This is a genomic window from Pseudonocardia hydrocarbonoxydans (genome assembly GCF_006539565.1).
GTDB classification, from domain to species: Bacteria; Actinomycetota; Actinomycetes; order Mycobacteriales; family Pseudonocardiaceae; genus Pseudonocardia; species Pseudonocardia hydrocarbonoxydans.
Genome location: NZ_BJNG01000060.1, coordinates 1 through 17,078, shown reverse-complemented (window position 1 = coordinate 17,078; position 17,078 = coordinate 1). Strand labels below are relative to the sequence as shown.

Annotated in this window: 16 protein-coding genes and 1 pseudogene; 5 read left to right on the top strand and 12 right to left on the bottom strand. The window is 76.2% G+C overall.

The window, feature by feature from the left end; genetic code table 11:
* The 6 genes and pseudogenes from PHY01_RS25450 to PHY01_RS25420 form a co-directional block, all read right to left on the bottom strand.
* The coding region (locus PHY01_RS25450; RefSeq protein WP_141282717.1) for an FAD-binding oxidoreductase at positions 1-1,157 on the bottom strand (1,157 nt) is incomplete at its 3' end.
* Positions 1,158-1,242: 85 nt separating this feature from the next.
* The gene (locus tag PHY01_RS25445; protein WP_141282715.1) at positions 1,243-3,036 is read right to left on the bottom strand and encodes a hypothetical protein; all 1,794 of its coding nucleotides are present in this window, start codon (positions 3,034-3,036) and stop codon (positions 1,243-1,245) included.
* Between the two features lie 130 nt (positions 3,037-3,166).
* On the bottom strand, positions 3,167-3,712 hold the full coding sequence (locus tag PHY01_RS25440) for a DUF2156 domain-containing protein (RefSeq protein WP_141282713.1): 546 nt from the start codon (positions 3,710-3,712) through the stop codon (positions 3,167-3,169).
* Between the two features lie 58 nt (positions 3,713-3,770).
* Positions 3,771-3,989, bottom strand: a pseudogene (locus PHY01_RS28320) (phosphatidylglycerol lysyltransferase domain-containing protein); the annotation flags it as partial.
* 389 nt (positions 3,990-4,378) lie between these two features.
* On the bottom strand, positions 4,379-5,143 hold the full coding sequence (locus PHY01_RS25425; RefSeq protein WP_141282712.1) for a hypothetical protein: 765 nt from the start codon (positions 5,141-5,143) through the stop codon (positions 4,379-4,381).
* Positions 5,095-5,427 carry a hypothetical protein gene (locus tag PHY01_RS25420; RefSeq protein ID WP_141282710.1) on the bottom strand — a complete coding sequence of 111 codons (333 nt, stop codon included), beginning with the start codon at positions 5,425-5,427 and terminating at the stop codon, positions 5,095-5,097. The genes PHY01_RS25425 and PHY01_RS25420 overlap by 49 nt, the downstream gene beginning before the upstream one ends.
* A gap of 22 nt (positions 5,428-5,449) precedes the next feature.
* On the opposite strand from PHY01_RS25420, the gene PHY01_RS25415 reads away from it, so the two are divergent.
* Positions 5,450-6,697 carry a cysteine desulfurase-like protein gene (locus PHY01_RS25415; protein ID WP_246086149.1) on the top strand — a complete coding sequence of 416 codons (1,248 nt, stop codon included), beginning with the start codon at positions 5,450-5,452 and terminating at the stop codon, positions 6,695-6,697.
* Here PHY01_RS25415 and PHY01_RS25410 read toward each other — a convergent pair.
* Genes PHY01_RS25410 through PHY01_RS25400 form a run of 3 tightly spaced genes read right to left on the bottom strand, consistent with a single transcriptional unit; the run spans position 6,598 to position 8,876 of the window.
* Positions 6,598-7,368: a CPBP family intramembrane glutamic endopeptidase gene (locus PHY01_RS25410; protein ID WP_141282706.1), complete on the bottom strand. Its 771-nt coding sequence runs from the start codon at positions 7,366-7,368 to the stop codon at positions 6,598-6,600. The genes PHY01_RS25415 and PHY01_RS25410 overlap by 100 nt on opposite strands.
* Complete coding sequence (locus PHY01_RS25405; RefSeq protein ID WP_141282704.1) at positions 7,365-8,273, bottom strand: NAD(P)H-binding protein; 909 nt, start codon at positions 8,271-8,273, stop codon at positions 7,365-7,367. The genes PHY01_RS25410 and PHY01_RS25405 overlap by 4 nt, the downstream gene beginning before the upstream one ends.
* A gap of 42 nt (positions 8,274-8,315) precedes the next feature.
* Complete coding sequence (locus tag PHY01_RS25400; protein WP_141282702.1) at positions 8,316-8,876, bottom strand: helix-turn-helix domain-containing protein; 561 nt, start codon at positions 8,874-8,876, stop codon at positions 8,316-8,318.
* A gap of 37 nt (positions 8,877-8,913) precedes the next feature.
* Here PHY01_RS25400 and PHY01_RS25395 point away from each other — a divergent pair, with 37 nt between their 5' ends.
* Entirely contained in the window at positions 8,914-9,453 is a 540-nt protein-coding gene (locus PHY01_RS25395; RefSeq protein ID WP_141282700.1) for a GNAT family N-acetyltransferase, read from the top strand.
* A gap of 104 nt (positions 9,454-9,557) precedes the next feature.
* On the opposite strand, the gene PHY01_RS25390 is transcribed toward PHY01_RS25395, so the two are convergent.
* Complete coding sequence (locus tag PHY01_RS25390; RefSeq protein WP_141282698.1) at positions 9,558-10,061, bottom strand: Lrp/AsnC family transcriptional regulator; 504 nt, start codon at positions 10,059-10,061, stop codon at positions 9,558-9,560.
* Positions 10,062-10,128: 67 nt separating this feature from the next.
* Here PHY01_RS25390 and ald point away from each other — a divergent pair, with 67 nt between their 5' ends.
* Together ald and PHY01_RS25380 are read left to right on the top strand one after the other, a co-directional pair.
* A complete protein-coding gene (ald, locus tag PHY01_RS25385) occupies positions 10,129-11,277 on the top strand; it encodes an alanine dehydrogenase (RefSeq protein WP_141282696.1) in 1,149 nt (382 codons plus the stop codon).
* 40 nt (positions 11,278-11,317) lie between these two features.
* Positions 11,318-12,379: a diacylglycerol/lipid kinase family protein gene (locus PHY01_RS25380; protein ID WP_141282694.1), complete on the top strand. Its 1,062-nt coding sequence runs from the start codon at positions 11,318-11,320 to the stop codon at positions 12,377-12,379.
* A 1-nt stretch (position 12,380) separates the two neighbouring features.
* Here the strand turns inward: PHY01_RS25380 and PHY01_RS25375 are convergent, their stop codons facing one another.
* Together PHY01_RS25375 and PHY01_RS25370 are read right to left on the bottom strand one after the other, a co-directional pair.
* Positions 12,381-13,808 carry a GDSL-type esterase/lipase family protein gene (locus PHY01_RS25375; RefSeq protein ID WP_218030338.1) on the bottom strand — a complete coding sequence of 476 codons (1,428 nt, stop codon included), beginning with the start codon at positions 13,806-13,808 and terminating at the stop codon, positions 12,381-12,383.
* Between the two features lie 161 nt (positions 13,809-13,969).
* Positions 13,970-16,021 (bottom strand): SpoIIE family protein phosphatase, encoded by a 2,052-nt coding sequence (locus PHY01_RS25370; protein WP_141282692.1) that lies wholly within the window; start codon positions 16,019-16,021, stop codon positions 13,970-13,972.
* A gap of 120 nt (positions 16,022-16,141) precedes the next feature.
* Between PHY01_RS25370 and PHY01_RS25365 the strand changes: the two genes are divergently transcribed.
* A partial coding sequence (locus PHY01_RS25365) for a HAMP domain-containing protein (RefSeq protein WP_246086148.1) occupies positions 16,142-17,078 on the top strand: 937 nt, incomplete at its 3' end.

The window sequence follows — 17,078 nt, the reverse complement described above, 5'->3', positions numbered from 1 at the left end:
TCGACCACGCAGGTCGGGTGCAGGTTGCCGTCCCCGGCGTGACCGAAGGTGGCGATGCTGACGTCGTGCCGCTCGGCGATCTCGTCGATCCGCCCGACCATCTCGGCGAGCCGTGGCCGGGGGACGGTGGCGTCCTCCAGGATCGTCAGCGTGCCCAGCCGCGACAACGCGGGCAGCGCGCAGCGGCGGGCGGCGAGCAGCGCCTCGGAGCGGGCGACGTCCGGGGCGAGGGTCACCTCCAGCGCGGCGTGCCGGGTGCTGAGCTCGCCGATGCGGTCCAGCGAGCGGGCCACGGCGTCGGCGTGGCCGTCGTCGCCGAACAGCAGCAGGGCCCCGGCGTCGCGGCGCAGGCCCAGGTGGGCGAAGTCCTCGACGGCGCCGATGCACTTGGCGTCGAGGAACTCCAGGGTGGCGGGCACGATCCCGTCGGCGATCACGGCGGTGACGGCCCGGCCCGCGTCGGCCAGCGACGGGAAGTAGGCGACGCCGGTGGTGGCGGTGGCCGGCATCGGGAGCAGCGCGACCGTGATCTCGGTGAGGACGCCGAGGGTGCCCTCGGAGCCGGTGAGCAGGCGGGTGAGGTCGTAGCCCGCGACGTCCTTCCACAGCCGCCCGCCGGTCCGGATGATCTCCCCGGTCGGCAGCACCGCGGTGGCGCCGAGGACGTAGTTGCGGGTCACGCCGTACTTGAGCCCGCGCAGGCCACCCGCGCAGGTGGCGACGTTGCCGCCGACCGTCGAGACGGTCCGGGACCCGGGGTCGGGGGCGTAGAGCAGGCCCTTCGCGGCGGCCGCCTCGCTCAACGCCGCGGTGGTGACCCCGGCCTCGACGCGCGCGAGCAGCTCGTCGGCGTCGACCTCCAGGATCGTGGTCATGCGGGTCAGCACCAGCACGATCCCGCCGCGGTCGGCGAGCGTCGCGGCGGCCAGGTTCGAGCCCGCGCCGCGCGGGATCACCGGGATGCCGCGACGGGTGGCCAGGCGCAGCACCGCGGCCACCTCCTCGGCGGTCCGGGGCCACACGACGGCGTCGGGCGCGCCGCGGAACACCGGGGTGGCGTCGCGGGCGTAGGGCTCCAGGTCACCGCGGGCGGTGCGGACGTGCTCGGGCCCGACGATCGCCGCCAGCCCGCCGACCACGTCCTGCCCGAGACCCATCGCCACCCCCTGCTCGACCCGTGACGGTCACCCTGTCACGGGGGTGGGGTGCCGCGGCGTCTCAAAAGCGGAGCGCCGCCGGGGGTCAGAGGTCGGAGTCGGCCGCCCGGTGCCGCCCGCGCTCGAGCCCCTGCTGGTAGACCGCGAGCCGCTCGCGCACCCGCTCGGGCTCCCGCTCGCGGGACCCGCCCTGCGGGGCGGGTTCGCCGTGGCGCGGTGGGGCCACCATCTGGGTGCCGGGGCGGCGGCGGGGCAGCCCGGCCGACGTCGACTGCGGCGGCGGGCCCGCGGGCCGCGACGCGCGTTCGGACGCGGCCCGCCACTCGGCGTCGCTGGGGGTGTTCCAGTCGGCCGGGGCTCCTCCCGCGGGGCGGTCGTCGGCGTCGGGGTCGGTGTCGACGAACCACGCCGACGCCACGGCCTCATAGATCGGGTTGGGCCCGCTCTCGCGCATCCGGTCGCGCAGGGTGCTGGTGAGCGGGCCGAACAGCTCCGCGTCGCCGCTGCCCCGCGAGAGCGGGGCCTCGTCGGTCCACACCGGTTCGGCGGGCAGCACGGGCGGCTGGACGGGACGGGTCGCGCCGCCAGGACGGAACGGGTCCTCGGGGCGGCGTGGCTCGTCGGCCCACAGCGGCTCGCCCCGGTGGCCGCCGGTCCGGGTGGCCGGCCCGGCGTCGCCGCCGGGCCGGGAGGGCCCGGTGCGGACCGCCCCGGACAGGTCGTCGACGGGCGCCGCGCCGGAGCCGTACCCGACGGACGGGAACGCCTCGGCAGGGGGGACGGCGGGCCGGGACGCGTCGGGCTGCGGGGGAGCGGACCACAGCTCGCCGGAGGTGACGGGCTCGACCGGCTGGGCGGGGGGCGGGGCGGACCACACCGGGTCGGGGACCACCGGGCGGTAGGGCTCCGGGCTGCGCCGCGGGCCGAACCCGGGGATCGGGTCCGACAGCGGGTCGGGCCGCCGCACCCGGTCCGGACCGGCGGCCGGGGCCACCTCCCCCGGGCGCCGGCCGACCGTCCGCTCGGCCGCCGGGCCGCGGACCGGGTAGCCGGCGCCGGGAGGTCCGTGCGGCCCGTTGCCCGGGTGGCCGTTGCCGGGTCGCCCGTTGCCGTTCGCGCCGGCGTGCCCGTTGCCGTTGCGGGGGGCGGGCTCCCGGCTCCAGGCGCGCGGGGCGGCGTCCGGTGCGGTGAAGGCGACGGCGTCGAGCAGGTCGGGCGGGCAGTGGGCGACGACGACGATCCCCGGCCCGGCCAGGGTGCTGCGCCGGTGCTGCACCCGCAGGGCGACGCCGCAGCGCCGCGCCAGCCGGGCGGCGACGAACAGCCCGACGCGGTTGGACACGATGTCGTCGATGATCGGGCGGTCGCCGAGGCGGCGGTTGAGCTCGTCGAGCTCGCCGGGGCTCGGGCTGGGCCCCTCGACGACCACCTCGACGCCGACGCCGCCGTCCTCGGACCGCGCACTGCTGACCTCGACCCGGCCGGTCGGCGCCGCAGCGGTGACGGCGTGCGTCAGCAGCTCGGTGAACAGCGCGACCAGCCCGGAGACGGCGCGCGGGGCGATGCTGGCGTCGGGTGCCGGGCCGAGACCGACGCGGGAGACGTCCTCGACTGCGGCGCGGGCGTCGGCCAGCACGTCGGCGACCGACCGGGGGCCGCGGGTGCGCGGGCCCTGCTGCGCCCCGGCGAGGACCAGCACGTTCTCGCTGCCCCGCAGCGACCGCTGCAGGGACGTGCGGAGCTCGGCCAGGTCGGCCAGCGTCTCGTCGCCGCCGTGGACCTGAAGGCGTTCGACGAGGGTGAGCTGCCGCTCCAGCTGGCTCTGCAGGCGCTGGGCCATGCAGACCAGCACCTCGTCGGTCTCCCTGCTCTCGCGCACCACCCGTGCCCTCCGCCGGTTACCGGATCAACCCGGGCGAGGGTACTAGCCGGTTCTGCGAAGTCCCGGCGGGTTGCACGGCCTGCGCCGGTCGGCGCAGTCCACGCGACGTCCGGTCGCCACGACCCGTTCACGTGCCGGTCCTGCCCTTCCGCATGCGGGTGACGAGCCGGGCGGACTGACGAGCGGTCAGGCCGGGGAGGTAGGCGCGCCCGATCGCCACACCGATGGCGGGCAGCGCGACGGGATCGGGATAGGCGAGGAACAGCGGCTCGTAGGTCGGTTGGAACTCGGCCTTGAACGCCAGCAGCGACCGGAACCCGTAGACCGGTTCGAGCGCCTGCCCGGCGACGTCGAGGACGCGCTGCAGCCCGTCGGCCTGCTGCGGTGCGAGCTGGGCCAGCGGCGCACCGGACAGCGAGGCGAACCGGGCGCCCTCGTCACGGAAGGCCGACGCGGCCGAGGCGATGAGGAACTCCGTGATCCCGTGGGTGCCGGCGCGGCGGCGCATGAAGTCCAGCGTCCAGTCGACGACCTCCCCGCCGTCGTGCACCGGCAGCCGGCTGGTGACACCGAGCACCGTGCGGTCGGCGTCGACGGCGAGCAGGCAGCGCACGGCGTCGTCGGCCAGCTTGTCGACGCCGCCGAGGGTGAACCCCATCTCGGGGAGCCCCATTGTCGACGACCCACTCCTCGCTGATCGTCCGGATCTGGTCGGTGAGCGCGAGGGGCGCGTGCCGGTAAGCGATCCACTCGGCGGTGACGCCGTGGCGGCCGGCGCGGTTGAGCGCGCTGCGCACGTCCTGCCACCGCTTGCCGGTGAACGCCAGGCCCGGCAGCGCGACGACGGTCTCCTCGGCCACCTGCACCGCGCTCCACCCCAGCGCGGCGCACGCGGCGCGGGTCGCGTCGGTGACGCTGTAGAACGCCGGGGCAGGCCCCGCTCGGCGCAGTGCGCGGCGAACCCGCCGACCGCGGCGTCGCGGGCACCGTCCGGCCGACCGGGTCGCCCGTCGTCAGCGCGACGGAGCCGATCACCCGGTAGGCCACGGCGGTGCCGTCGCCGAACCAGTAGGAGCGGCCCGGCCAGGTCGTGAGCCAGCCCAGGTGCGAGCCGCCGGTGGCCTGCAGCAGCGCCCGGGCCCGGCCGGCGTCGTCGGCGGCGCCCTCGGGCCGCGCCGCGGTGAACGACCGCAGCAGCCCCGCCGTGACCACCAGCCAGAACACCACCCCGGTCCACTCGAACAGCACCGTCGCGGCCAGGTCCTGGGGGAGGAACCCCGGCTCGACCTCGCCCAGGTAGCCCGGCGGCAGGAACCGCAGCGGCAGGTCGGCGACCAGCTCACCGGTCGAAGCCGCCCGCGGCCAGCGTGCCGCCGCCCACGTAGGCCACGGCGGCGAGGACGAGCGCGCTCGCGGCGACCAGCCCGAGCCGCCGGTAGGTGCCCGACGGCGCGCGCACCGCGAACCGCGCCCGCGTCACCACCAGCAGCACGGCCACCGCCAGCGGGAGCAGCGGGGGCAGGACCAGCGCCAGCACCTGCCGCGCACCGGGCGCGCCGCCGTAGACGACGAGCTGCTCGGCGGGGATCGTCGCGACCTGCGCGGCCAGCACCAGCCCGAGCAGCGCGAGCAGCAGGTTCAGCCCGATCCCGGCCGCCCACGCCGCCCGCCGCCCGCGCCGCAGGCCCTCGGCCGTGACGAGCAGCAGCAGGACCGGCACCACCGACGCGATCGCCGGGCCGAGCCCGGAGAGCCGGAGCTGGGCCTGCAGCGACCGGCACACCTCCGCCGCGGCGGTGGAGCAGATCTGCTGGACGGTCGCGGCGTCCGGCGGCGGGGACAGCACCACGAACTGCAGCACCGACAGCGGCCCGATCGGGGTCTGCGCCACGGCCGCGACCACCGGCCCCACCGCCGAGGCGGCGACGACCAGCGCCACGAGCACCCGCCCCTCGGCGCGCGACGGGGCCGCGGCCCGGCGGTCCGCGGCCCCGCGCAGCACCAGCGGCCCGGCCGCGAGCCCGGTCGACGCGGCGGCGAACAGCAGGCAGTCGGTCAGCTCCCCGGAGTAGGCGACGAGCGCGCCGCGACCGGCGACCACCACCGCAGCCGGGCCACCGCCAGCCCGATGCCGAGCAGCCCGACCCCCACGGCCAGGATCAGCGGCAGCGGCAGCGGGTCGGGGAAGGGGCGCCACACGACGTCGACGACGAGCACCGCGGCGGCGGTGAGCCCGGCCGCGACGGCCAGGGCGACCGGCACGCCCCGCCGCCACCCGCGGCGCCCGCCCGCCGCGAGCAGCACGCCCAGCGCCACGACTCCCGTCCCGGCGACGAGCCACGGCAGCGGCCCGTCGAGCAGTGACCAGTCGAGCACGGCGGAGATCATGCCCCGTGGCAGGGTGACGGGCGTGAGCACCGACGTCGCCCGCCTCGATGTGTCCGCCGTCCGCGACCACTTCCCCTCGCTCCGGGCGGGGTACGCCCACTTCGACGGTCCCGGCGGCTCGCAGGTGCCCGACGTCGTCGCGCGCGCGGTGGCGGAGACGATGACGTCCCCGCTGGCCAACCGCGGCACGATCACCGCCGCCGAGCGGGCCGCCGACGCGATCGTGCTGGCCGCCCGCGCGGCGATGGCCGACCTGCTCGGCGCGGACCCGGGCGGCATCGTGTTCGGCCGCAGCATGACCGCGCTCACCTTCGACCTGGCCCGCACCCTGGCGACGGGATGGGGTCCCGGCGACGAGGTCGTCGTCACCCGTCTCGACCACGACGCCAACATCCGGCCCTGGGTGCTGGCCGCGCAGGCCGTGGGCGCCACCGTGCGGTGGCTGGGATTCGACCCCGCCACCGGCGAGCTCGACGACATCGCGGGCGTCCTGTCCGAGCGCACCCGCCTGGTCGCGGTGACGGGCGCGTCGAACCTGCTGGGCACCCGGCCCCCGGTGCGGGCGGTCGCCGACCGGGCGCACGAGGTGGGGGCGCTGGTCCACGTCGACGGCGTGCACCTCACCGCGCACGCCCCCGTCGACGTCACGGAACTGGGTGCCGACCTCTACGCCTGCTCGCCCTACAAGTTCCTCGGGCCGCACTGCGGCGTGCTCGCCGCGGCACCCGCCCTGCTGGAGACGCTGCGCCCGGCCAAGCTGGCCCCCTCCTCCGACGCGGTGCCGGAGCGCTTCGAGCTCGGCACGCTGCCCTACGAGCTGCTGGCGGGCACGACCGCGGCCGTCGACTTCCTGGCCGGGCTGGTGCCCGGCGACGGGTCACGCCGCGAGCGGCTCGTCGCGTCGATGACGGCGGTGGAGGCCCACGAGGACCGCCTGCGCCGCCGCATCGAGGACGCCCTGGCGGCGCTGCCGGGCGTCACCGTGTACTCGCGCGCGGCCCGGCGCACGCCGACGCTGCTGGTCGGGTTCGACGGCCGCGACCCGGCGCAGGCCTACCGCTTCCTGGCCGAGCGCGGCGTCAACGCCCCGGCCAGCGCGTTCTACGCGCTCGAGGCGTCCCGGCACCTCGGCCTGGGCGACGCCGGGTCGCTGCGGATCGGGCTCGCGCCCTACACCGACGACGGCGACGTCGACCGCCTGATCTCCGCGTTGGGCGAGTTCGTCGCGCTCGCGCCGGAGTCGGTGTCGCGGAACAGCGGCGGCAGGTAGCGCAGCATCAGTGACGACCAGGTCAGGTGCGTGAGCAGCGGCGCCTGGATGCCGCCCGACGAGCGGCGCTGCAACCCGAACAGCGTCCCCATGACGCCCGACGCCAGCACCAGCGCCGGGTTGCGGGTGGCGACGGTGGCCAGCATGTAGACCCCCGTCGACGCCACGACCGGCCGCCGCTCGCCGACGGCGGCGTAGAGCGCGCCGCGGAAGAAGACCTCCTCGGCCGCGCCGTTGGCCAGCGTGGTGAGGACGACGAGCCCGTCGTCGCCCTGGTCGGCGTACTGCAGCACCGAGGAGATGGCCCGGTCCAGCACCGGGATCCGCTTGGCCACGAGCGCGGCGGCGTAGAACACGCCGAACGCGCCGACCCCCGTCAGCACCGGGGTGACGATCGGGCGGCGCAGGTTGTCGCCGTACTGCATCCATCCCAGGTGCAGCTTGCCCGAGGCCAGCCCGCCCACGACCCACGTGGCGGCGGTGCCGAGCGTGATGCCGTAGAACGCGGGGGAAGCCGGCTTGGTGGACAGCCCGGCGCCGAGCATCCCCGCCCCCGCCAGCGAGGTGGCGGCGACGACGCGGCGCCTACGGCGGAACTTCGCGTCGGACTCCCAGTGGTCGCGCGGCACCTTCTCCGCGAGCCAGTGGGGCAGGAACCGGCGGGCCCTCATGCGTCCCCCCGCTTCCGCCGCGCGGCGCGCGCCCGGTCGCCCAGTGCGGCGAGCACCGCGGAGTCGTAGTCCATCGGCTCGAACGGTACGAGGTCGCGGATGGCGGGGTCGCGGACCACGACCTCGTTGGACATCGAGTCGATCAGGTTGCGCCCGGTCTGCACGTCGACGTCGGTGACCAGCGACAGCCACCGCGACGACAGCTTCGGCGACAGCAGCGGCACCGGCACGACGATCATGGTGCGCCCCTCGATGACGGCCACGCGGCGCATCATGTCGATGTACTCGAGCACCTCGGAGCCGCCGATGTCGAACGCGCGGCCCTCGGTGGCGGGCACGTCCAGCACCCCGACGAGGTAGCGCACGACGTCGGCGGCCGCGATCGGCTGCGTGCGCGTGCGCACCCAGCGGGGCGTGATCATCGCGGGCAGGTGCTCGACGAGCTGGCGCGTCATCTCCCAGGAGATCCCGCCGTGCCCGACGATGATCCCGGCGCGCAGCACGGTGACCGGCACACCCGCCCCGCCGAGCAGCTTCTCCACCTCGCGGCGGCTGCGCAGGTGCTCGGACAGGTCGTCGGCGTCGTCGCCCAGGCCGCCCAGGTAGACGATCCGCGACACCCCGGCGTCGGCGGCGGCGGTGGCGAAGGTGCGGGCCGCGTCGGCGTCGCGCTCGGCGAAGCGGGGGTCGTCGAGGGAGTGCACCAGGTAGTAGGCGGCGTCGTGGCCCTCGAGGGCCTGCGCGAGCGAGGCCGCGTCGTGGACGTCGCCCCGCACCGCGGTGCCCGCGCCCCGGTAGGTCTCCGGGCGGCGGGTCATCGCCGACACCTCGTGCCCCGCCTCCTCCAGGGCGGGACACAGCCGCCCGCCCACGAACCCGGACGCACCGGTCACCAAGACACGCATGCCGCCACCCTGCCGGGCGGGCCGGGATCCGGCGACTCGGGGTCAGGTCCGGCGGGCCAGTGCCACCAGGTAGCGGCAGTCGCGGTCGGTGGGGTTGACGTAGGCACACGGCTGCGGGGACCCGAGCTGCAGGCAGTCGCCGGCCCCCAGCTCGTGACGCACGTCGCCCTCCTCGAACCGGAGCGCGCCGTCGAGCACCCAGATCTGGTGGTGCAGGAACGCGTAGGACTCGGCCGGGTACTCGACCCGGGCCCCGGGGGGCAGGTGCACCTCCACCAGCTCCAGCGGCCCGCCGGGCACGGGGGAGACGGCCCGCCGGACGTAGCCGGTGTCGGGGTCGGTCCAGGTGCGCTGGTCGGCGGCCCTGGCCAGCCGCCCGCCGGTGCCCTCCGCCCGGGCCACCAGCTCCGACAGCGTCATCCCCAGCGCCCCGGAGAGGCGGCCGAGCAGGGCCGCGGTGGGCTGGGCCTCGCCCCGCTCGATCTTGCCGATCATCGTGCGCGAGACCCCGGAGCGCTCCGCGAGGGCCGCGGCGGAGAGGTCGCGGGCGGTGCGGGCGGCGTAGAGGGCGGCGGCGAGTGCGAGGGAGAGCCGGTCGGACACGGTGTCACCATAGTGCCGTTCTCGCTACTATCCGGCCATGAACGTCCGGGACGCCACGGTCGACGACGCCGCGGCCTGTGCCGCGATCTACGCCCCCTACGTCACCGGCACCGCGATCTCCTTCGAGACCGTCCCGCCGACCGCGGCCGAGATGGCCGCGCGCATCGCGACGGCGCAGCGCGGGCACGCCTGGCTGGTGCTGACCGACGGGTCGGGCGTGCGCGGGTACGCCTACGGCGGCCGGTTCGCCGCGCGCGCGGCCTACCGCTGGTCCTGCGAGGTCAGCGTCTACCTGGAGACGGGCCTGCGCCGCACCGGCGGCGGCCGGGCGCTGTACACGGAGCTGCTGCCGCGCCTGGCCGCCCGCGGCTACCGCACCGCGTTCGCCGGGATGACCCTGCCCAACGAGGCGAGCGCGGGCCTGCACCGCGCGCTGGGCTTCGAGCCCGCGGGGACGTTCCGCCGGGTGGGCTGGAAGGCCGGGCGGTGGCGCGACGTGGCGTGGATGCAGCGTGCCCTCGTCGAGCCGGGCCCCGTCACCGAGCCGGTCGACGCCGCCCCCGCCGATCCGCACTGAGCCCGACGCCCCGCTCGCGTTGCAGTGGGGTGGCTTCACACCCACCGCATTGCAGTAGAGCCACCCCACTGCAACGTCGGATGGGGGCAGCCCCGGGGCGCCGGTCAGACCCGGCGGCCGCGCGTGTGCTCGAAGATCAGGTTCGTCTCCGTGCCGGCCACCGCGGGGTCGCGGTTGAGCTGCTCGCCGACGAACCGGCGCAGCTCGTCGGTGCTGGCGGTCGCGACGTGCACCAGGAAGTCGTTGGCGCCCGCGACGAAGTAGACCTCCAGTACCTCGGGGTAGCGGGTGAGGCGGGCGGTGTACTCGACGATGGCGCGGCGGGCGTCGGGCTGCAGCCGGATCGCGATCATGGCCTGCAGGTCGTGGCCGAGCGCGCGGGGGTCGATGTCGGCGTGGAACCCGCGGATCACCCCGCGGGTGCGCAGGGCCCGGACGCGGGCCAGGCACGTCGACGGCGCGATCCCGACCAGGCCGGCGAGGTCCTTGTTGGACAGCCGGGCGTCGGCGAGCAGCGCGGTGACCAGCGTCCGGTCGGTGTCGTCGAGCCGAACATCCTGCGGCGACCCGGGCGGAACGGGCCGCTCAGCGGAAGAAGGCTGAGGCATACGCGTCTCCTGACGAATGATCTGCGGTTCCGTTGCAGCCTATCTCCCGGTTGTTCACTCTGGAGCCATGAGAATCGGTGTGCCCCGCGAGGTCAAGAACCACGAGTACCGCGTCGCGCTGACCCCGGCCGGGGCGCACGAGCTCACCCGTCACGGCCACCACGTGCTCGTGGAGCGCGGCGCCGGGCTCGGCAGCTCGATCACCGACGCCGACTTCGAGGCGGCGGGCGCCCGCGTGACCGGTACCGCGGACGAGGTCTGGGCCGCGGCCGACCTGCTGCTCAAGGTCAAGGAGCCGATCGAGCAGGAGTACCACCGGCTGCGCCGCGGGCAGGTGCTGTTCACCTACCTGCACCTCGCGGCGTCGAAGCCGTGCACCGAGGCGCTGCTGGCGTCGGGCACCACCGCCATCGCCTACGAGACCGTCCGCACCGCCGACGGCGCGCTGCCGCTGCTCGCCCCGATGAGCGAGGTGGCGGGCCGGCTCGCGCCGCAGGCCGGGGCCGGTGCGCTGATGCGCGCCGCCGGGGGGCGCGGGGTGCTGATGGGCGGGGTCCCCGGGGTGCGACCGGCGAACGTCGTCGTCATCGGCGCCGGGGTGTCCGGGCAGAACGCCGTCGCGATGGCCGTCGGCATGGGCGCCGAGGTCACGGTGCTCGACCTGGACATCGCCAAGCTGCGCGACCTCGACGACCGCTACGCCGGCCGCGTCCGCACCGTCGCCTCCAACGCCCACGAGATCGAGTACGCCTGCCTGGCCGCCGACCTCGTGATCGGCGCCGTCCTCGTCCCCGGGGCCCGGGCCCCGCGCCTGGTGAGCAACGACCTGGTCCGCCGGATGAAGCCGGGATCGGTGCTCGTCGACATCGCGATCGATCAGGGCGGCTGCTTCGAGGACTCCCGCCCCACCACCCACGCCGCCCCCACGTACCGGGTGCACGACTCGGTCTTCTACTGCGTCGCGAACATGCCCGGCGCGGTGCCGCACACCTCCACCCACGCCCTGACCAACGCCACGCTGCCCTACGTGCTGCGCCTGGCCGACCTGGGCTGGGCCGACGCCGTGCGCGCCGACGCCGCCCTCGGTCACGGGCTCTCGACCCACGACGGCGCGTTGACCAGCCTGCAGGTCGCCCACGACCTGGAGCTGCCCTACACCGACCCGGCGACGCTGGTCGCCGAGCGTTCGGTCACAGCGGGGCCGGTCACGGCCTGACCGCCGTCGGGGGCGCGGCACGGACGAATACAGTGCGCCGGTGTCCGCCTCCGGGGCGACCTGGCTGGTCGTCGTCATCCTCGCCGTCCTGCTCGTGGGCGTGCTGCTAGCTTTCGCCGTGCGCAACCGCCGATCCGACAGCCCCGCCGAGCCGTTCGCGGCCGAACCCGAGGACCGGCCGATCGCCGCCGTCGTGGCCAACCCCACCAAGGTCGAGCCGGGCACCCAGGAGCTCGTCACCGGGCTGTGCGTCGAGCTGGGCTGGGCCGAGCCGCTGTGGCTGGAGACCACCGTCGACGACCCGGGCACCGGGCAGGCGCGCAAGGCCGTCGAGCAGGGCGTCGACGTGGTGATGGCCTGCGGTGGCGACGGCACGGTGCGCTCGGTCGCCGAGGCGCTGGCCGGCACCGGGGTGGCGATGGGCCTGCTCCCGGCGGGCACCGGCAACCTGCTGGCCCGCACGCTGGGCACGCCGCTGGAGATGGCCGCCGCGGCCAGGGTCGCCCTCACCGGCGACGACCGCGCGATCGACATCGGCCGCGTCCGCGTCGACGGCGATACCGACGAGCGGGTGTTCCTGGTCATGGCGGGCACCGGGTTCGACGCCGAGGTGATGGGCAACACGCCGGAGGCCCTCAAGGCCCGCGTGGGCCCGATGGCCTACGTCGTGTCCGGGCTGCGGGCCATGCGGGGCAGGCGCACCCGGGTGACGATCCGGCTCGACGACGGCGAGGAGCTGCGCCGCCGCACCCGGACCGTGCTGGTCGGCAACAGCGGCACGCTGCTGGGCGGTCTGGTGCTGATGCCCGAGGCCGAGGTCGACGACGGCGTGCTCGACATCGTCAACCTCGCCCCCAAGGGCATCCCGGGGTGGGTCGCGGTGGCCGCCCGGGTGATCAGCCGCAGGCGCCGAGGGCACCCCCGCGTGGAGCACTGGACCGCCCGCGAGGTCGTCGTCCGGGCCGAGGACCCGCAGGCGTCGCAGATCGACGGCGACCCGATCGGTGACGTCACCGAGATGGTGGTGCGGGTCGACGCGGGGGCGCTGGTGGTCCGGGTCGCCGAGGGCAGCCCGGCCGCCGAGGCGCTGCCCGCCACCTGAGCTACCGGCCGCGCGCCACGGGCGGCCCGAGCAGCGGGGTCACCGCCGCCGCCATCCGCAGCGAGCCGACGCCGGTGGGGTGGAACGGGAACGGATCGGTGAGGCCCTGCAGGTCGGGGCCGAGCCCGGCCCGCGCCGGGTCGCACAGCGGGCGCAGCGCCGGGCGGGCCACGTCGAACCCGTAGGCCTGCGCACCGGCCTCCAGGACGGCGTTGACGGCCTCGTTGCGCTCGTCGAGCAGTGCGATCTTGCCCGGGTCGAGCCCGGGGAACTGCTCGGGACCGCGGGTGTCGGGGCACCGGGCGTCGGGCGGGAACGCGTCGTAGGAGGCCATGACGACGACCTGCGGGCGACCGGGCAGGTCGTTGAGGTCGACGAGCAGGTCGCCGAAGACGCGGTCGAACGCGGCCAGGCGGTAGTCGAACTCGCCCTGGGTGAGGTTGTCGGCGCAGTCGGGCACGCCGTAGCAGTAGAGCAGGAAGTCGATCCAGCCCACGTCGTTCGGGCCGACCGCCACGACGACCCAGTCGAGCCCCTGTACCTGGCGCAGTAGCCCGACCTGCGGCGACAGCACCCGGCCGCCCTCCTCCTGCGGTCCGCGTAACCCGGCCGCGACCGTGGCCGAGGGGCAGGCGAGGTTGAGCACGCGGTCACCGCGCAGCGCCGCGATCTGCTCGGCGAGGGAGTCGGTGCTGCGTCCGCACGCGACGTCGTCGGGGGTGCCGTCGGGCAGCGGTGGCCCGCCGAGGCGCGCCACCCGCGAGTCGCCGATCACGGCCCCGTCGAATCCGCTCACGGGCGGGCCGACGGGCTCGGGGGACAGGTGCCGGGCCCCGACCAGCTGCGACAGCGACGCCACGTTGCGCAGGCCCGCCGCCGCGCCCGCGTAGGCCAGGGTGCCCGCGGCCCCCCAGGCCAGCACCGAGGCGACGACGGCGGCGGCGGTCATCCGGCCGGCCCCGCGGACGCAGTGCGACCAGATCTCCGGCAGCGGGCGGTGACCGCCGGGCAGCCGGCTCTCCGCCCGCAGCACCAGCAGCGTGCGCAGCCCCGCCGCACCCGCGGACGCGGCCAGGGTGAACACCACCAGCAGCAGCCCGCCCCACAGGTACCAGGCCACGAACCCGCCGGTGACGGCGGAGACGGCCGCGTCGAGCCGGCGCGGTCCGGCGTCGGGGTCCAGGGCGGCCCGGGCGTCGGCGTTGCGCTGCACCGGGCCGAGCGTGAGCTGCGGGCGCAACGGGCCCCACACCGTCAGCCGGTCGACGTCGTAGGCGGTGCTGCCGACCTGCACCACCTGCGCGGGCCCGGCGACGCTGAGGTCGGGCGGGCGGGCGCCGACCCCGATCTGCTGGCCGAACGCGACGACCTCCTGGGCGGGGGTCAGCGCGATGGTGGCGGGCAGGCCGACCGCCAGGCAGAACAGCACCAGCGCGACGGCGGGGCCGGACCGGATCCGCGGGGTGCGGGGTGCGGGGCGCAGCAGTCCTCCTCGGGTCGGGCGGCCGTCGTCGCTCCAGGGTGCCCGTCCTACGGCTCGGTGCGACAGGTCCGGGCGGTGAGACCCGACACGCCCGGTGGGCCGTCCCGTCACTGAGGCAGTGCCCGCACCGCGAGCAGCGCGATGTCGTCGTCGCGGGGGTCGGAGGAGAACCGTTCGACGGCGGACCGCACGGCCTCGACCAGCTGCGCGGCCGGTTGCCCGGCCGCGCCGGCCGCGGCGGCGAGCAACCGGTCGGAGCCGAACTGCTCGCGGCCGCGTCGGCGCTCGGTCACCCCGTCGGTGTAGACGAGCAGGGTGTCGCCGGGGGCCAGGCGGTGGCGGGTGGCGTGCAGCTGCACCTGCGCGATCAGCCCCACCGCCGTGCCGAACTCGCCGATCAGCTCGGCGGTGCCGCCGGCGCGCACGAGCACCGGTTGCAGGTGCCCGGCCAGGAGGAGGTCGACGTCGAACCCGCCCGGGCCGCCCGGCCCCGGCCGGCTGACCTGGGCGGCGGCGAGCGTGCAGAACTGCAGCGGGTCGTCGACGTCCATCATCACGTCGTTGAGCAGCTCGACGGCGCGGGGCAGCGTGCGCCCGTCGCGGACCAGCACGCGCAGCACGTCGCGGACCAGCCCGGTGCGGGCGGCGGCCCGGGCCCCCTTCCCGCAGACGTCCCCGATGGAGACCAGCCAGTGCGCCGGGTCGATGGTGAGGACGTCGTAGAAGTCGCCGCCGACGTCGCTGCCGGCGGTGGCCGGGAGGTACTGGGCCGCGAAGTCCAGCCCGGGCGCGACCGGCAGCGCGCGCGGGAGCAGCGCCTGCTGCAGGGCCTGGGAGACGTCGACGTGGGCGGCGGTGCTCTGGGCGTTGTGGATGGCCAGCCCCGCGCGGCGGGCGATGTCGCCGATCAGCACGACGTCCTCGGGGGAGTGCGGCCGTCCGGCGTGCCGCCCGACGACGAGGGTGCCCAGCGTGCGCCCGCGCGCCCGCAGGGCCACCGCGACGCCGTCGGTGGGCAGCGCGAACCGTGCGGTGCTGCCCGCGCCGTCGTCGCGCAGCAGCTCGGTGAGCCGGTCGCGCAGCTCGCCGCCCAGGCCGGGCCGCCCGCCCGGGTCGAGCTCGGCCCGCAGCTCGGGGAGGTGGTCCTCGTCGGCGTGGGTGAGCGCGACCAGGCGCAGGCGGCCGAGCGGGTCGGCGAGGTGCACCGCGCACCACTGGCCCAGCCGCGGCACCACGACCTGCGGCACGACGGCGACGGCCAGCTCGACGTCGAGCGACTGCGACAGCAGCTCGCTGGTCTCGGCGAGGTAGGTCATCCAGGCCCGCCGGCGCTGGTCGACCCCGCGCAGCCAGGCCGACTCCACCGCCATCGCGACGCGATGCGCCACCAGCTCGCCCAGCTCGCGGGCGGTGCGGGCCGGCCCGGTGACGCCGGTGACGCGCAGGACCCCGCGCAGGGGCGCGGTGGTGGGCAGCGCGAGCTCCAGCGCCCCGGCCCCGGTGGGCCCGGGACCGCCCGAGCGGGCGAGCTCCTGCAGGCCGGTGCCGTCGCCGTCGTCGACCTCCACGACCACCGAGGCGGCGTCGAGGACCTCGCGCAGCCGGCGCACCAGCTCGGCGACGAGCTCGGCGGGCTCCAGCCGGTCGACCAGCCCGGTCGGCACGTGCAGCAGCCAGCGGGTGCGTTCGGCGTCGGGGCCCGCGGGGACGGGGCCGGACCCGCCCGGCTCGGCGGGGAGCGGCGGGGTCCCGTCGGCGGGGGCGAGCAGCAGGCTGAACCAGGTGCGGTGGGTGCCGTCGGCCTCGTGCCGGGTGCCCCACACCGTGGCCAGCCGCTGCAGCATGGTGAGGCCGCGCCCGTGCGCGGCCGCGCGCCCGTAGAGGCGGCGGGGCTGGGCGAGGTGCACCTCCAGCGGGCCCGCGCCGCGGTCGCTCACCGTGACGGTCACCTCGACGTCGGTGACCCGCAGCTCGATCTCGTACTCGGTGCCGGCGTGCAGCACGGAGTTCTCGCACAGCTCGCTGGCGAGCAGCACCGTCGTGTCGACGACGGAGTCGTACTCGGGTGCGTCGAGGGCGTCGAGCAGCATCCGGCGTGCCTGACCGGGGGATCGTGGGTCGGGCGGCAGGCGCATCCGCCGCTCGGTCTGAACGGGCACCCCCGCAGTGTGCCTCCAGATCCGGCGGGGCACCGACCGGGGGCGACGGGCATCCGGTGGGGCGCCTGCGGGGGCTGCACTAGTGTCCGGGGGACCGACGGCGGCCGCATGGAGGACCTCGTGACGGCGAAGAGGACCCGGGCGGGTGTGCCGGGAACGACAAGGCCGGAGGACGGTGGCGACCTCCTCCGGGAGCTGGCGGACGCACTGCACGAGGTGCGCCGCGGCCGGTTCGACGTGCGGCTGCCCCGGCGGGAGGGCACCGCGGGCGAGGTCGTCGACCAGTTCAACGAGATGGTCGGGATCCAGGAGCGGCGCAACCGCGACCTGCTGCGGATCGGGCGGGTCGTCGGCCGCGAGGGCCGGATGTCCGACCGCCTCGACGAGGAGAGCTACGACGGCGGCTGGGCGACCGGTGCGCAGGCTGTCAACTCCCTGATCGACGACCTGGCGCGGCCGACCGCGGAGATCGCGCGCGTGATCGAGGCGGTCGCCGAGGGCGACCTGTCGCAGCACATGGCGCTGGAGATCGAGGGCCGGCCGCTGCGCGGGGAGTTCCTGCGGATCGGCCGCACCGTCAACACGATGGTCGACCAGCTCTCCTCGTTCGCCGTGGAGGTCACCCGCGTGGCCCGCGAGGTGGGCACCGACGGGCGCCTGGGCGGCCAGGCCGACGTCCGCGGGGTCGCGGGCACCTGGCGGGCGCTCACCGACTCGGTGAACACGATGGCCTCCAACCTCACCAACCAGGTGCGCTCGATCTCCAGCACGGCCACCGCGATCGCCCAGGGCGACCTGACGCGCAAGATCACCGTCAGCGCGCGCGGCGAGGTCGCCGAGCTGGCCGAGACGATCAACTCGTTGACCGACACGCTCGCGCTGTTCGCCGACGAGGTCACCCGCATGGCGCGCGAGGTGGGCACCGAGGGCAAGCTCGGCGGCCAGGCCGAGGTGGCGGGCGTCGCGGGCACCTGGAAGAACCTCACCGACGCGGTGAACCTGATGGCCACCAACCTCACCGACCAGGTGCGCGGGATCGCCCAGGTGGCCACGGCCG

What these genes read in the sequence shown, in the direction of transcription:
- PHY01_RS25440 (WP_141282713.1), bottom strand. Translation starts at nt 3,712, where the DNA reads ATGGGGCTCCCCGAGATGGGGTTCACCCTCGGCGGCGTCGACAAGCTG.
- PHY01_RS25420 (WP_141282710.1), bottom strand. Translation starts at nt 5,427, where the DNA reads ATGATCTCCGCCGTGCTCGACTGGTCACTGCTCGACGGGCCGCTGCCG.
- PHY01_RS25410 (WP_141282706.1), bottom strand. Translation starts at nt 7,368, where the DNA reads ATGAGGGCCCGCCGGTTCCTGCCCCACTGGCTCGCGGAGAAGGTGCCG.
- PHY01_RS25405 (WP_141282704.1), bottom strand. Translation starts at nt 8,273, where the DNA reads ATGCGTGTCTTGGTGACCGGTGCGTCCGGGTTCGTGGGCGGGCGGCTG.
- PHY01_RS25395 (WP_141282700.1), top strand. Translation starts at nt 8,914, where the DNA reads ATGAACGTCCGGGACGCCACGGTCGACGACGCCGCGGCCTGTGCCGCG.
- PHY01_RS25390 (WP_141282698.1), bottom strand. Translation starts at nt 10,061, where the DNA reads ATGCCTCAGCCTTCTTCCGCTGAGCGGCCCGTTCCGCCCGGGTCGCCG.
- ald (WP_141282696.1), top strand. Translation starts at nt 10,129, where the DNA reads ATGAGAATCGGTGTGCCCCGCGAGGTCAAGAACCACGAGTACCGCGTC.